Source organism: Nostoc sp. DedQUE05, from assembly GCF_034530955.1.
Classification (GTDB): domain Bacteria; phylum Cyanobacteriota; class Cyanobacteriia; order Cyanobacteriales; family Nostocaceae; genus Nostoc.
This window is the reverse complement of record NZ_JAVRCB010000012.1, coordinates 82325-97535: the sequence shown is the minus strand read 5'-3', so window position 1 is coordinate 97535 and position 15211 is coordinate 82325. Positions and strand designations below refer to the sequence as shown.

Below are 15211 nucleotides of genomic sequence, written 5' to 3'. Positions count from 1 at the left end.
ACGTAATTAGAATTTATAATAAAAGTAATTCGCCCCCGAACCCAATCATGACAGAAGGAAAAACGCGGCGTAATTTCCTAATTACCAGCATTGCTGTGACTGGAGGTATTGTGGCAACTAATGCTTTACAGCAAAATACTACCAACACCGCAACACCGTCAGCAACTATGCCAGAGCGGGTACTGGGACGCACAGAAGTAAAACTCCCGATCTTCGGGTTAGGAGGAGCAGGACAAACGCCACTATCCTGGGAAGGAAAAGAGGGTGATGCTACAGCAATTATTCAAAGAGCGCTGGAACTTGGTATCCGCTATTTTGATACAGCAGCTAGTTATGGGCCGAGTGAAGATTATTTAGGGAAAGTGCTACCACCCCATCGCTCAAAGGTGTTTCTCACAAGCAAGACCGATCGAAGAGATCGTGATGGTGCATGGCGAGAATTGGAGCGATCGCTGAAACGTCTCAATACAGATTATCTCGATTTGTGGCAGTTGCATCACGTCTCTTTTTCTGAAGAACTCGACACCATCTTTAGTGCATCTGGTGCAATTAAAGCTTTAGAAGAAGCCATAGAACAAAAATTGGTGCGCTTTGCTGGGATCACCGGACATCACGACCCTCAAGTAATTGCTGAAGGGTTACGTCGCTATCCTTTTCACACTACACTGATTCCTGTAAATGCTGCCGACAAACACCACCCACATCCATTTATCCCAGTAGTTTTACCAGTTGCTCAAGAAAAAAATGTCGGTGTGATTGCGATGAAAGTCCCGGCTTATGGTCGGCTGTTTAAATCAGGTGGGTTGGCAGGTATGGAGCAAGCTTTAGGTTACACAATGTCTCAGCCTGGAGTTAATTGTTGTGTAATTGCAGCAGAGACGGTTACACAATTAGAGAATAATGTCAAGATAGCGAGAGCTTTTGTGCCTCTTAAAAAAGAAGAATTAACAGCCATCGCAGGGCGGGCTGCTAATATTTGGGAAGATAGTACATTCTTCCGTGCTTGGACTTAGCTTAACTTGCACATATTACAAAGTGTATTCTTACCAGTCCCGCTGATAATATTGTGCCGCTTGCGACATATTAAATTGTAATAGCTTCTCCTCTGGCAACTTGTATCCCAAACTCGGTTTAAAAGGCGAAATATTCAAACTGCGAATAATTTCTGACGCCACAGCCTTTGCTAGTAACGGTGGTACAGAGTTACCAACTTGTCGAAATCCGTGCCATTTGGTTACATGAAATCTAAACCAATCAGGGTAAGAATGCAATCTCGCCGCTTCCCTGACAGTGATACAGCGCGGCGTAGATGGATGAATCGGTCTCGGAGATGTGAAAGAACCCCTATACTTATCTGTTCCGGCTCTTAAAGTATTACAGACACCACCAGGATGTAGCTTATGAAAACGACTAATTTTTTCTCTTTCGCCTTGTTGAGTCTCCTGAAAACGTTTAATAGTTTCCGCAGAATGTTTGGTTCTTAAACTTGAAGAAAGTATTCGCAAATCATATTCTCGTTTGTAAGAATAATCATCATCTAGGCATTTGATCCCGCGAAGTACAAGAGCATAGTTACTAGGCTTTTCATAGTCTGCAACAACCCAATCTCTTGTTAGTAACTCTGGATATTTTTCTATTTCAGGTAAATCTCCAATTGCATCCCATACTGTAGGACTCGATGGAATGTCAGATATTTTTTGAGAATTTAAATTATTTAGTAAAGCTTGTTTAGTAATCGGCTGAGGATATTTCGCTAACTCTACATCCTCCCTTGCACCTATAAGAAATAATCTCTCACGGGACTGTGGTACTCCGTAATTTGCAGCGTTGAGAATTTGATAATTTTCTTCTACTTTATAGCCATGAATTCTAAAATCGCTAATTAATGTTTGGAGGATTTGTTTATGTTCGCCAACTGTTATCCCCCGGACATTTTCCATCACAAAGAATTTCGGTTTTAGTTCAATAACCAGTCGATGAAAGTGAAATACCAAAGAGTTTCGAGGATCGTCAACAGCCCGTTTACCAATTAGGGAAAATCCTTGACATGGTGAGCCACAAATAACCACATCAATTTCGCGATCGCCAATTTCAGACCGATTCCTAATTTCTTCCCCGGTAGTATCCACAACACTTTTACATAACACTCTCGCATAAGGGAAGTTAAACTCATGTGTTGCACAATGGATCGGGTCGATTTCCACAGACGCCAGCACATCAAAACCAGCTTGCTCAAAGCCAAGAGTCATACCGCCCGCACCAGCGAATAAATCAACTGCGATCGCTCTTTGTTTTTTCATCTCATAAGCCATGACACCTCTAAAGGGATTAGGGACTGGGGATTGGGTATTAGGTATTAGAGATTGGGAATTGGGTATTAAGTATAGAGTATTAAATATACAAAATTTTCCCAGTCCCCAGTCCCCAGTCCCCAGTCCCCAGTCCCTCATAGCATTTGCAAAATTTCTTGAGCAGCGCGATCGCAAACCCCAACTTCTCCCAAACTTTGCCGCATTTCTTCATAATCTAGCAAAGTTTGCTCTCTGCGACTGGGATTGAGTAGCAGTTCCATCGCTGCTTGGGTAATATTTTCTGCTGTGGCTTGCTCTTGTAAAAATTCTGGCACAATCGGCTTCATCACGACTAAATTAGGTGGCGATGCGAAGGTTATAGAACCTTTAAGAATTTTCCGAGCGATCCACGCAGTCAGACGACTGAGGCGATAAACTACAACCTGTGGCACATTTAACAGAGCCAGTTCTAGATTGACAGTACCAGATTTGCTAATGGCTAAATCAGCCGCAGCAAAAACTTCCATTTGTTGACCTGATATAACTGTCGCCCGTAAACCGTAACGCTCAATAGCCTCTTCGATTGGCTGTCTATAAACTTCTAGCGATAGGGGAATCCAGAAACGAACTTCAGGTAATTTTGCTTGAATAGTTTGGGCAGCTTGAAAAATAATTGGTAAAAGATATTTTAGTTCTTGACGGCGAGAGGCGGGGAGGAGTGCGATCGCAATTTCTTCTGGTGCAATCCCCAATGTTGCACGAGCTGCTTCCCTACTAGGAGCATCTTGCATTCGGTCAACCAAAGGATGTCCCACCCAACTAACTTTTGCGCCTTTCTCGCGAAAGTAACGGGCTTCTTGTGGGAAGATTGCCAACAGCTTATCTGTAAAACCAACAATCCGGTTAGTTCTTCGCAAACTTATTGACCAAGCCCACTCTTGGGGAGCAATGTAATACACCACAGGCACATCTGGCAGATGTTGTTTCATATAAGTCCCAATTTCCAGATTGGGAGTCATATAATCGATCAGCACTACCAAGTCAGGGGGATTTTGCTTTAGGGAAGCGATCGCCCGTCGTTGCACCTGAAGAGTTGGTAAAATATAAGGCAGCCCTTCTTGAATACCCACTGAGCCAATACTACTGGTATTTCCCAGCAAAATTGCCCCAGCCTCTACCATTTTTTCGCCACCCAGCGCCACAATCTCTAATTCCAACCCAATCGCCGCAGCTTGACGCTTCAGCGCTGAAATTAGTAGCGACCCTTGTAAATCGCCAGATACTTCGCCAGTGCTGATAAATATCCGCATTTGATAATTGGTAATTACTAAAAATGAGGAGTTAGGAGTTAAAAATTCAATTTATCAACTCATAACTCATAAATTATGATGTCTGGAAAATTAACCACAATTCCTCATAATCCCACCTCATCAGCTACGCTTTTGCTCCCCTCCTCGCTTGCGGGGAGGGGTTGGGGGTGGGGTGATTATGGGTAATTCGACAGACATGATATATCTTACATCTCACGATTCATCACTTGCGCCTTTTTTCCCTTTACTGGGAATCAAGCCACGTCTTCCAGGCATCTGAGAAAGTAGAAGGAAGCGTCGCAGATGCTGCAATTCTTCGCTATCCCCTAACAATTCCAACTGTTCCAAAGCATCCTTAAAAGACAAATCAGAACGGTAGAGAATGCGGAAGGCTTTTTTCAGCAAAAGCAAATCTGCTGAGTCCATACCAGACCGTTTGAGTCCGACAAGATTGAGGGTTCGCACCCGCGCTGGATTTCCTTCCACCAGCATATATGGGGCCACATCCCGGTCAATACGTGCCATACCTCCCACCATTGCTTGTCTACCAATATGCACAAATTGGTGGACACCTAAAACCCCACTTAGCCTAGCGCGTGATTCTATATGGACATGACCCGCCAACGCCACAGAGTTAGCAATCACTACTTGGTCTTCAATGACGCAGTTATGAGCCACATGGACATAAGCCATCAAAAGATTACCATCGCCAATTACCGTAGCTTCACCAGCACCGGTAGCGCGGTTAATGGTAACGTACTCACGAATCAAGTTATTATCACCAATTTTCACCCAGGTTGGTTCTCCTACAAACTTCAAATCCTGGGGTTCCATACCGATGGCTGCACCAGTAAAAATCTGATTTTGCGCCCCAATTTCACAAGGCCCCTCTAGCACTGCATGAGCGCCGATTATTGTTTCAGGGCCCACTTTAACATGCGCTCCAATCACAGCATAGGCACCGACTTGCACTGTATGGTGGAGTTCCGATTTCGGATGAATTACAGCAGTTGGATGAATTAGCGTTTTCAAGGGTGAATCTCCAGAACTGTCTTAATAATCCAGCGCCAGGCGGGGTTTCTGAGGCAGCGCGTTACTCTGCTTAAGAGAGTTGTACCGACTACCGCCCCATTGAGGCGACTGGCGTTGTTGAGCGTGAAATATTTCAGTGAACGAAAGTGTCGGGCAAAGCAAGTTAAGTGTGTTTGTGAGTGCGTCTCGTAGAGAGGGCGGCGAAAATCAAGAAATTACTCAGATGCTATTGTGGATTTTTTAACTGTTATCCTGAAACAGGATTCAGTAGGGGCATTTCACGGCTATACCCATACCACGAAAGCAAACTTTTAGCTAACTAAAGAGAACATTAATTCCCCTTCACAAGCAAGTTGACCATCAACTTCGGCACGACCTTGCATCTTACCGAAACGACGTTGTTTTACCCATAACAGTTCCACCGTCATTAGTAGTTGATCCCCCGGCACGACCTGGCGACGAAAGCGAACTTTATCGATACCAGCGAAGACGAACAGCCCGCCTTCTACCGAAGACATTTGAGTTAGGACAATGCCTCCAACTTGTGCCATTGCTTCAACAATTAGCACCCCTGGCATCAGTGGACGTTCAGGGAAATGTCCTTGAAAATGGGGTTCGTTGATAGTGACATTTTTAACTCCAACAGCTTTTTTACCTGGCACGTAGTCAATGATTTTGTCTACAAGTAAAAATGGGTAGCGATGGGGTAGTAATTTCTGAATTTCTTCAGATGTGAAAGTTGTTTTAATCTCAGAACTGATTGTAATCTCATTTATACCCTGTGGTTCGGTAGATGTAGGTGTAGTCGTATCGATGGTATTCACTTCAGTGAGGATTGACATTGGCCGTGTAGTTGATTTTTTATCTAAAAGTTGAGTAGGCAAGCGTATATCCAAAGCCTTAATAATCCTGGATGCAAACTTTAGATCGAATCTAAAATCTAAAATCGTTCAACTGAGCGCAGCCGAAGTCCAAAATCTAAAATTTTCTGAGCCAGTTGAATGTGTAAATTATGACTGGCTTTATACGCTAAAAAATGAGCACGAGGAAAAGTTCCAAGTAAACTCAAATCTCCTACTAAATCCAAGATTTTATGACGGACTGGCTCATTTGCAAATCTCAACGGTGGATTTAGCCAGCCTTCTGGGCCACAAACGAGTGCATTATCCAAACTGCCACCTTTAATTAACCCTGTTTTTTGTAAGTGTTCAATTTGATGCAGTAACCCAAAAGTACGAGCAGGAGCGATTTCCGCAGCAAAGCTAGCAGAAGTTTTTTCTAGTTCAGGAGTTAGCGACCAACTATGCCATTGATTACCAATAGCGGGCAGGTCAAAATCAATACCGTAACTAAAGCGGGTTTCTGCTGCTGGAAGGGCAGATACAAAGGCATCCCCTTGATAGACCCATATTGGTTCTGTAATAGCCAAGGGAACTTGGTTGTTAACGAGTTGTGAGACTAAGCCAACTTGGGCAATATTAGCTGTCCACACACTTGCTGAACCATCTAAAAGTGGGACTTCTGGGCCATCAATTTCAATTCGGGCATTATCCACACCCATACTCGAAAGTGCTGCCAACAAATGCTCTACCGTGCGAACATATACCTCACCTTTACCCAACTGAGTTGAGAGAACAGTGTGACTAACTGCTGCAACTTGGGCTGGAATTATTGGCAAATCCGGTAAATCCACCCGCACAAAGTAGCGTCCACTTCCCGCTTCGGCTGGTAATATCCGCACCTGGGTATTCACACCGCTATGCAGTCCCACCCCTATTTGGGTGATTTGGGCTGCTAGAGTGTGCTGTCGCATAGCCGAAAAGTTAATATATTTCCTTTAGTATTGTTCATCGTCTGTTTTGGTAAAATCCCTGATATTCCCTGAAAAATGTCATTAATCCCTTTATCGGAACAGTATTGAGGTAAATGTAACAATTAGCAAGCTAATCCAAAAAAGTTAATTGTCCTTTGTCCTTTGTCAGTTGTCTTTTGTGATTCACTAATGACCAATGACTAATGACAAATGACTAATTAAAACCTTTCGCCAATACCGAAATTAATCCGACTGTCACCATCATCGTTGATACCGTAGTCAATCCGAATCGGCCCCAGTGGAGATTGGACGCGAACGCCAAGACCATAGCCGAAGCCACTGCCATTTTTGTTCAACACTTCAGCAGCCCTAGTACTAGTTCCCAGGTCACTACCGAGATCAAAAAATAGTGCCCCACTAACTACTGAAAAAACTGGAAACCGATACTCAACTGATGCTTGCACATAAGAGCGTCCACTACCTAATGCTCCTTCTTCATAACCCCGGACGGAGTTACTACCCCCAAGGGTAAAAGCTTCGTAGGGAGGTAAGTCTCCAATGATGGTTCCTGCTTGCAGGTTAAATGCTAAGGTTTGTGCCCCTTTGCTGAGGCTAATCAGCTTAATGGGTAAATATTGGCTGTAGCTACCCCGGAATCTGGTCAGGAAGATGTTGCCTAGCCCCACAGGGACTGACTGATCGACTCCAAAGCGGAGATAAGAACCACTAGTGGGTTGCAGGGGGTTATTACGGAGATCGCGCTGTGCCCCTACTTGCAACAGTAGTAAATCGTCTTGACCGCCGCTAGAGAGGGTCAGTGGAATTTCATCACTGAGGCGGTTTCCAGTATCATCATCAAATACCGCTCCTGTTTTTCTCAGATTGCCGTCAGCATCACGAGCAGAAACTCGTTGATACTGTAAACCCGCTGAGGCAGTCCAGACAGAAGTTTTATAGGGATTTGCAGAGAGGGGACGGGTAAAGGTAACACCACCACCTACACGGAGAATCCGGGGGCGATCCTGAGAATCTACATCGGTGGGATTACCCGGATCAAACGTCCTAATATCTTCATCTTTACCATCGAAAATCAACGAAATAGAACTGCGACGGAAAATATTGGTTGTGTAGGAAGTCCGGTAAGGATCTCCTGCGATCCAGGGGTCGGTAAACCGCACGTCAAACAACAGTTCCCGTTCTCCCACCTGTATTTCTGTCCCCAGTTTTTGGTTCCTACCGTTCAGGTTTTGTTGTTGATAGCTAACTGTTCCAAAAAGTCCGCTAGCAGAACTAATCCCTGCCCCAGCCGCAATAGAACCGCTGCTGCGTTCGGCTACATTCACTACTACATCCACCTTGCTGGGGTCTGTACCAGGGTCAAGAGACACATTCACATCTTCAAACAGTCCCAATCCATACACGCGCTGTAGGTCTTTTTGTACTGTGTTGCGATTGAATACTTGTCCTGGCTTCAACTCCACTTCTCGGGTAATAATGTACTCTTGTGTCCGTCCGCGAATTGGTTGTCCTTTTTCGTCTGTTTCCTGTCCATCTTTGTTGCGGAACCGGACTCTAATATTTTCTACTACCCCTTCTGCTACTTGTAAGGTAACAACTCCGCTTTCAGAGACTTGTGGCGCTCCAATCACGTTAGCTAGGACGTAACCTTGGTCTTGATACCGCTTGTTTAACTGCTTGATGCCTTCTTGCAAGTCACGCAAATTGAGAATTTTGCCATACTGCTCCCGAAAGACTTCATCCACAGTGTTTGCTGGTAGTACAGAAGGGACACCAGTGCCAGGATTGGCTTGCACTTCTACTTTACTGAGGACGGGGTTAGGCTGGACAACAAAGCTTACCCGCACTCCCAAGGGGGTATCTTCTGGCGCTGCTTGGACGTTGGAGAAGAAGCCAGTACCAAAGATAGCGTTAATATCTTCTTGCAGTTGGCTGCGGGTAGTTGTTTGTCCTGGTTGGGTACGAATTACTCTGTAAACTTGGCTTTCCAGTTCTGGTGATAGTTGCCCAGCTTGGGATCTAACTACTACTTCTGATACCAGTACGCGGGGGTCATTGGCTTCTGGGGCTGTGTTGGGTTGAGTATTGTCCGGAGTTGTCGGTGGATTAACATTCTGCGGACTGGGAGTAGTGCCTGGGAATGGAGTATTGCCCGGAGTTGTCGGTGGGTTAACATTCTGCGGACTGGGAGTAGCACCTGGGAATGGAGTATTGCCCGGAGTTGTCGGTGGATTTACATTCTGGGGACTGGGAGTAGCGCCTGGGAATAACGTAGGTGTTCTTTGTTGGCTAGCTGGGGGGGGGATATCTGGAGTAGCTGATGGTTCTGGAGTTGTGGGTAATAAAGGTTCTGTTGTCGGTGGATTTACATTTTCTGGGACTGGAGTGGTCTCAGGAGTTGGGGAAAGCGTTGGTTGTTGAATTTCTGGCGGTGGAATGTCTGGAGCCGGAGACGGCTGTTGAGTAGGACTGGGATTATTAATTTCAGGGGTTTGTGCAGTTCTTGGCGTTGTGGAGGTTGGCACAATTACCTTTGGGGCCGCGCTTGCTGCTGGGTTGGCAGGGTAAATTGCGACGACGCGGGATTGGGGACGCTCTGCCTCTATAGTTGCTGTAGATTTAGGTTGAGATTCTAGACTTTTACTAGAGTTAACCTGACCAGTGTCCTTTTCTGAGTGTTGATTTTTTTCTAGTGTCAAAACTTCTGTTGACTGTTTGGAATTGTTGGCGGTTTCTGCATTCGCACTCAATGAGCCACCCAAAGGGGCTGCAATTGCTACTGCTGCCAGCAATACGGGAGATAAACGCATTTTACTTATATTCCTCTTCACGACCACACACACACCATCACAAGGCAATAATGCCCTTATGCCAAAGGTAAAATTTCAAAACATAATTTTTTTCTTTTGCTTTTTCACTTTACAAGGCAAAAGGCAAAAGGCAAAAGTTAAATATAATTCCTTCTCACCTTTTGGTTTTTACCTGGTTAATTTGTAGTTTCTACTGCTTTTAGCACTCTTTGTAAAACCTCCTGGTAGGCATCCTCTACATTTCCTAAGTCTCGGCGAAAGCGATCTTTGTCCATTACCCGGCGGTTTGAGTCCTTTTCTGCGGTATCCCATAAACGACAGGTGTCGGGGCTAATTTCATCTGCCAAGAGTAACTGCTGTTGTGAGTCCAAACCAAACTCTAATTTGAAGTCTACTAGGGTAATGCCACACCGTTGCCAAAAGTTATTAAGAAATTCATTGATTTGCAATGCAAGATGTGTAATTGCGTCTACTTGTTCCGCAGTCGCCAGTTCTAGCAGGTACAGGCGATCGCGTGTCAACAAAGGATCTCCTAATGGATCGTTTTTATAATAGAACTCAACCAAAGGCTGTTTCAGAATTGTACCCACTGGTAAACCAGTTTGCTGACACAAACTGCCAGCAGCAATATTTCTGATCACCACTTCTAAGGGTAAAATCTTTACTGCTCTCACCCGCATTTGATTCGGGGCAGGACTATCGATAAAGTGAGTCTTTATACCATAATCCTCTAACTGTTTAAAAAGCTGGCTAGAAATGCTACAATTAATTTTTCCTTTTCCTTCGATGTTGCCACGCTTTTGGGCGTTAAACGCTGTGGCATCGTCTTTAAAATCAGCCAACAAGACTTCTGGATCGTCCGTTGTATAAAGAATTTTTGCTTTGCCTTCGTATAACTTGGAATTAACAGACATGGTGGCAGGTAGTGTTTTAGGCGATGGACAAAAATTGTCCTTTGAGGCTTCACCATTTTATCTTTAGTTATTAACTATTAGCCATTGGTGATTATTTAAGAGGAAGCAGAGGCAGGTAAAAATAAGTAATAACTAATACCCAGATCAATTTTCTCTTGTGGATCGCTGTTTAATAGCCAGTTGCCAAATATTTATAACTAAATCTCTAACTTTTAACAGAGGACAATTTGCTTTCGGATCTAGTATTTTCACTTAAGTAGTTTTACGCTCAGAATTTGAATGAGTTTTGATAAAATAAGTTACTTAGGTATACTAGTATGTCATAATAATTTGTACCTAAAGATTTCGACTGAAGCTAATTACAATTTCAACTTCATAAATGAAGATGAGATAAATTGATAACCAGGAGGAAAATAAAATATTCTCTCTAGTTACTTTGGCGCAAACTTTTTTTGTAATATTTACAACACAAAGTATCTTAAGCTTTATCCTCTAGTATCAAAAGCTAAACTAACCAATTCCCGATCGACAATTGGAAAAGGAGTCGGACGATCTGATTTACCCCAATCTGACAAAAGTAAAGATTAGGTTAGCTGGGAATTCAGCTTCAGAAACCCAAACACAAGGTGAATTGAATAAATGGAGAAAAAAATAGTGAACAAGGATGATTTTCTCTTCCCTCGCGGTCGCTACTACGGTCAGGTGAAGCCAGAAAACTTGGTTTTTAATGCAAATCTCCAGGAATTTGCTCAACGGGTAAGTTACATTTGCAACTTAGAGACAGGTGGAAAACTACCTCCAGGTGCAGCTTACGAACAAATAAAGGATCTATGGAAACAGTTGAAACGCTCAAAAAAAGAGCTAGGAATTGGCGAAGACCCCTTTCAAGATAACCAGGGAGAGACTCAAGATTAAATGGGGAATTAGGCATTGGGCATTGGGCATGGGGCATTGGGAACTGATAAATGACAAATGACTAATGACAAATGACTACTTAGTAAGCATTGTCCAGACACCATCCCAGGACTCTGGAGGCGGGGTTTGTTGATAATTACGCGCACGCTCTAGGTGGATATCAACAGCTTGATCTTGGGGTTGAATGCATTTGGCGGCTTCAAAACAGGCGATCGCTTCTGAGAAATTGCGCGATAAATAAGCAGCGCGTCCAGTATGATAGTGAAACAAAAACTCTTGAGTGTTGGCATCTAGAGGGGTAGTCCGATCGCCAATTAACTCGTAGATATTAACAGCCTGGTGTTTCCCTTTGACTCGGATTTTATCTAGCTGGCGCACCCAAATGCGATCGCTGCACAATTGGTAAGTAAATTCACTCAAAAGAATATCACAACCGTAATCTTTAGTTACCGCTTCCAAGCGCGAACTTAAATTTACACCATCTCCAATGACGGTGTAATCCATCCGTTTGCGGGAACCAATATTACCCGAAACCACATCCCCAGAACTAATCCCAATGCCAATACGAATTTGCGGCTGCGCCTGGATAATTCGCCGTTGGTTAAATTCCTCTAAGCGGTGTCTCATATCTAACGCTGACTGTACAGCCCTCCAAGCATGATTTTCTGTCAATGGTAGCGGCGCACCAAATACCGCCATCAAGGCATCACCAATAAATTTATCGAGAGTGCCTTCGTGGTTAAAAACCGCTTCCACCATCGTTTCAAAATACTGATTGAGCAGCAACACCACTTCAGCTGCACCGAGATTTTCTGTAAGTGTTGTGTAGCCACGGATATCAGAAAACAAGATAGTTACTTCCTTCCGTTCGCCTACCATTAAAGCATCTTCCCCTAGTGCCATAACTTGTTCAGCGACATGGGGCGTTAGGTAGCGGGACATGGTAGTTTTCATTCGTTTCTCCTGAGTAATGTCTTCTAAGACCACCAAACCACCACGTACACCGCCTTCTGGGTTAGTCAAGGGATTAACAGTAAGATTGATATTGCGCTCTAATGTTTGTACCTCATTAGAAGTGAGAAACTCAGATTGGGGAGTCAGAGGTTGATTCCAAGGAATAAAAATATCAGGGTTGGTGCGATCGCGCACTGCTAAAATTGAGTGCTGAGTACTGAATGCTAAGTATTGAGTTTCACTTTTAACTCCTAACTCCTCACTTATAACTTGATGCACTCCCAGCATCAAACTTTGCTCTGGCACATAATGTTTAGCTCCAGTTTTTAGACTATCTTCTAATCGCATTTGGAGATTTTCAATTGGGACAACTTCCCACACTAGGCGACCAATCAAATTTTGTTCCCACAAAAGCTTGTTGTTTTTACTATTAGCGTCTCCTATCGGACAACCCAGCAACTCTAGGGCTGCATCATTAATCGTGACAATCTGTCCTGCCATATCTGTAGAAATCACGGCATCTGACAGACTTTGTAAAATATCTTTTTGATATTGTTTTTCTAACAGTACATTTTCAAACAGCCGAGCATTTTCTAAGGCAATTCCTGCCTGATTATTAAAAGCCCGCATAAACTCTTCATCAGAAGCAGTAAAACTGCTTTGTTGCTTATTAATTAATTGTGTAACGCCAATCAATTCATTTGCAGAATTAAACACTGGTAAACATAAGATATTGCGAGTTATATAACCAGTTTTTTTATCTGTAGTCGGGTCAAAACGGGGGTCTTTATAAGCATCAGAAATATTTAAGGCTTCACCAGTGGAAGCTACATATCCAGCAATGCCACGGTTAGCGGAAATGCGAATTTCTATCAAGTTTGTGCCATCTGCTGCTGCTGCAACTTTCGTCCAGAGTTCGTTTAGCTCTTTACGATATAAAAACAGTGTGCTGCGGTCTGCTTGCATTAAAATTCGAGCTTGTTCCATGACTATCTGCAAAGTCGCTTCTAAATCTAAACTTTGCCCCAGTGTCTGAGTTGCCCGCAACAAAGCCGTTGCGCCTCTTTGATTCCGAGCCGCTACATAAAAAGATTGGCAGCTTTCCAGGATAATACCAATCGAAGCGGCAAAGTCTCGAAAACGTTCTTCATCATCATGATTAAACGGAACATTCCCGGTTTTATTAGCTAGTTGCACTACCGCTACAGTCTGGTTTTTGCTACTGATAACGGGCATACATAAAATATTACGGATTTTGTAGCCCATTTGTTTTTCAAGTTCTGGGCTAAATAGAGGATGAGTATAAGTTTCAGATATATTTAGATATTGACCTGTACTAGCAACATGGCCAGGAATACCCACTGTAATGGGAGTACGAATTTCTAAGAATTTTTGGGTATTATCTTGAGGAACTTTTGACCACAGTTGACCTTTGTCATAATCAACTAAAAAAATGGCTGTATGTTCTGCTTGGAGAATTTGACCAATTTTGAGTGTGATAGCTTCTAATACTTTCTCCAACATAGTTTCTAGAGCTTCATTATTGATCAATTCAATAGCTCTCAGAAATTGCTGGAACTCAGCAGTTATAAAGTCGAGTAAGCAAACAAATTCATTAACAGATAAGTCTTTGACGCGACGCAGTAGGGCATGAGCGCGATTAACTTGAGTCAGTTCAGTTAATGTAGCCAAGACGCTGCCAGAGTTGGGGAGTGTCACGTTGCTTCGCTCCGAATTAAAAATTCACGCATTCAAAATTAATAATCCCCATAAATAAATGGGCTTGTATCATGAGTTTGTTTCGCTCATCGGAATTTTAGATTTTAGATTTTGGGCATAGGGTATGGTTATTAATTCTTCTTCCCCAGACTCCCCTGCTCCCTCATCTCCCCACTCCCTTATTTTGCCAACTGTTCAGAAAATATCACCTTTTGATAGTAATCTTGTAGCTGCTTGGTAGCAGCTGCCCAACCCCAGCTTTCTGCTTCCTGGCGGGCATTTTGACGGATGATATCTCGTTGTTGTTTTTGTTCTAAGAGTCGAACAGTAGCAGCGATGGCTCCTTGAACATCTGCTGTTGGCTCAAAAAGATATCCATTTACGCCATCTGTGACAATATCAGGAATTCCCCCGGAACGGGCTGCTACTACCGGACAGCCAGCAGCCATCGCTTCTAGTAGTACTAAACCTAGTGTTTCTGTGCGGGAAGGAAAAATGAAGGCATCGGCACTCGCAAAGGCAGAACCTAACTCTTGCCCCATAAGATAGCCAACAAAATAAGTGTTTGTGCCAGCAAAGTGTTTTTGCAATGCTTCACGGTGGGGGCCATCTCCAACCAATGCTAACCGCGCTTCGGGAATTGCTTCTAAAATTGGTTTGATGCGCTCAATTTCTTTTTCAGCCGAAAGTCGCCCAACGTAAAGTAGCAATGGACTTTCTGGATGATTTTGTGATAGACGCGATCGCATCTCTACACTAGCTAAATCGGGATGAAATAATTCTGTATCTACCCCGCGCTGCCATAAATCTACACGTTCAATACCATGTGCTGTCAGTTCCTCCACCATTGCTGTGGAGGTACACAGATTCAAAGCTGCTTGATTATGAGCGCCTTTGAGCAGTTCCCAAAGAAAACCTTCCAGCATCCCTAAGCCGTAATGCTGGAGATATTGGGGTAAATGGGTATGGTAAGACGCTACTAAGGGTATTTTGAGGATTTTGCTATAAAATATGCCAGATAAACCTAAAACCGCTGGATTCACGACATGAATAATATCTGGCTTAAATTTTTCTAAAACATACCCAATGGCTGGGCGGGGAAGTGCCATTTTTAATTCTGGATACAATGGCAGAGGAAAACCAGTAACGCCGTAAACTTTAGCGCCTTTGTGTTCTGTGATGCCTCCATCAGGGGCAATCACCAGCACTTGATTACCACTGCGCTGGAGATGATCGACAGTATGGCGCAGGCGCGTTACAATGCCGTCAACCTTGGGTAAAAAGGTTTCGGTAAATAGGGCAATTCTCATAAAAAACTATTCAGTCCAGGCAGATAATCTCAGCTTTGCTTGCGTTTCGGTATCAAACACAGAATAGACTCTCTCGCGTGGTGTAATCAACTCTGCACAGTCAAAATAACTATAGTCAACGGCAA

11 protein-coding genes are annotated in these 15211 nt (G+C 43.6%); 2 read left to right on the top strand and 9 right to left on the bottom strand.

Annotation, left to right across the window (positions count from 1 at the left end; all coding sequences use genetic code 11):
• Positions 1 to 47: 47 nt before the first annotated feature.
• Complete coding sequence (locus RMZ42_RS11145) at positions 48 to 1013, top strand: aldo/keto reductase (RefSeq protein WP_322671489.1); 966 nt, start codon at positions 48 to 50, stop codon at positions 1011 to 1013.
• A gap of 30 nt (positions 1014 to 1043) precedes the next feature.
• On the opposite strand, the gene RMZ42_RS11140 is transcribed toward RMZ42_RS11145, so the two are convergent.
• From RMZ42_RS11140 to purC, 7 genes are all read right to left on the bottom strand, one after another.
• Positions 1044 to 2300, bottom strand: a complete 1257-nt coding sequence (locus RMZ42_RS11140) for a DNA cytosine methyltransferase (protein ID WP_416211807.1) — start codon at positions 2298 to 2300, stop codon at positions 1044 to 1046.
• A gap of 146 nt (positions 2301 to 2446) precedes the next feature.
• Entirely contained in the window at positions 2447 to 3601 is a 1155-nt protein-coding gene (gene lpxB, locus RMZ42_RS11135; protein ID WP_322671487.1) for a lipid-A-disaccharide synthase, read from the bottom strand.
• Positions 3602 to 3814: 213 nt separating this feature from the next.
• Positions 3815 to 4633: an acyl-ACP--UDP-N-acetylglucosamine O-acyltransferase gene (lpxA, locus tag RMZ42_RS11130; RefSeq protein WP_322671486.1), complete on the bottom strand. Its 819-nt coding sequence runs from the start codon at positions 4631 to 4633 to the stop codon at positions 3815 to 3817.
• A 311-nt stretch (positions 4634 to 4944) separates the two neighbouring features.
• Entirely contained in the window at positions 4945 to 5475 is a 531-nt protein-coding gene (fabZ, locus tag RMZ42_RS11125; protein WP_322671485.1) for a 3-hydroxyacyl-ACP dehydratase FabZ, read from the bottom strand.
• A gap of 98 nt (positions 5476 to 5573) precedes the next feature.
• A complete protein-coding gene (lpxC, locus tag RMZ42_RS11120) occupies positions 5574 to 6446 on the bottom strand; it encodes a UDP-3-O-acyl-N-acetylglucosamine deacetylase (protein ID WP_322671484.1) in 873 nt (290 codons plus the stop codon).
• Between the two features lie 218 nt (positions 6447 to 6664).
• Positions 6665 to 9274, bottom strand: a complete 2610-nt coding sequence (locus RMZ42_RS11115; protein WP_322671483.1) for a BamA/TamA family outer membrane protein — start codon at positions 9272 to 9274, stop codon at positions 6665 to 6667.
• A gap of 176 nt (positions 9275 to 9450) precedes the next feature.
• Positions 9451 to 10188 carry a phosphoribosylaminoimidazolesuccinocarboxamide synthase gene (gene purC, locus RMZ42_RS11110; RefSeq protein WP_322671482.1) on the bottom strand — a complete coding sequence of 246 codons (738 nt, stop codon included), beginning with the start codon at positions 10186 to 10188 and terminating at the stop codon, positions 9451 to 9453.
• A gap of 639 nt (positions 10189 to 10827) precedes the next feature.
• Here purC and RMZ42_RS11105 point away from each other — a divergent pair.
• On the top strand, positions 10828 to 11103 hold the full coding sequence (locus tag RMZ42_RS11105) for a hypothetical protein (RefSeq protein ID WP_322671481.1): 276 nt from the start codon (positions 10828 to 10830) through the stop codon (positions 11101 to 11103).
• A gap of 75 nt (positions 11104 to 11178) precedes the next feature.
• Here the strand turns inward: RMZ42_RS11105 and RMZ42_RS11100 are convergent, their stop codons facing one another.
• Both RMZ42_RS11100 and RMZ42_RS11095 read right to left on the bottom strand, forming a co-directional pair.
• A complete protein-coding gene (locus RMZ42_RS11100; protein ID WP_322671480.1) occupies positions 11179 to 13776 on the bottom strand; it encodes a GAF domain-containing protein in 2598 nt (865 codons plus the stop codon).
• Positions 13777 to 13955: 179 nt separating this feature from the next.
• Positions 13956 to 15086, bottom strand: a complete 1131-nt coding sequence (locus RMZ42_RS11095) for a glycosyltransferase family 1 protein (protein ID WP_322671479.1) — start codon at positions 15084 to 15086, stop codon at positions 13956 to 13958.
• Positions 15087 to 15211: the final 125 nt, after the last annotated feature.

Bases quoted from the DNA above. Each gene is read 5' to 3' on its own strand.
- RMZ42_RS11145 (WP_322671489.1), top strand. From the start codon at position 48: ATGACAGAAGGAAAAACGCGGCGTAATTTCCTAATTACCAGCATTGCT.
- RMZ42_RS11140 (WP_416211807.1), bottom strand. From the start codon at position 2,300: ATGAAAAAACAAAGAGCGATCGCAGTTGATTTATTCGCTGGTGCGGGC.
- lpxB (WP_322671487.1), bottom strand. From the start codon at position 3,601: ATGCGGATATTTATCAGCACTGGCGAAGTATCTGGCGATTTACAAGGG.
- fabZ (WP_322671485.1), bottom strand. From the start codon at position 5,475: ATGTCAATCCTCACTGAAGTGAATACCATCGATACGACTACACCTACA.
- lpxC (WP_322671484.1), bottom strand. From the start codon at position 6,446: ATGCGACAGCACACTCTAGCAGCCCAAATCACCCAAATAGGGGTGGGA.
- RMZ42_RS11115 (WP_322671483.1), bottom strand. From the start codon at position 9,274: ATGCGTTTATCTCCCGTATTGCTGGCAGCAGTAGCAATTGCAGCCCCT.
- purC (WP_322671482.1), bottom strand. From the start codon at position 10,188: ATGTCTGTTAATTCCAAGTTATACGAAGGCAAAGCAAAAATTCTTTAT.
- RMZ42_RS11105 (WP_322671481.1), top strand. From the start codon at position 10,828: ATGGAGAAAAAAATAGTGAACAAGGATGATTTTCTCTTCCCTCGCGGT.
- RMZ42_RS11095 (WP_322671479.1), bottom strand. From the start codon at position 15,086: ATGAGAATTGCCCTATTTACCGAAACCTTTTTACCCAAGGTTGACGGC.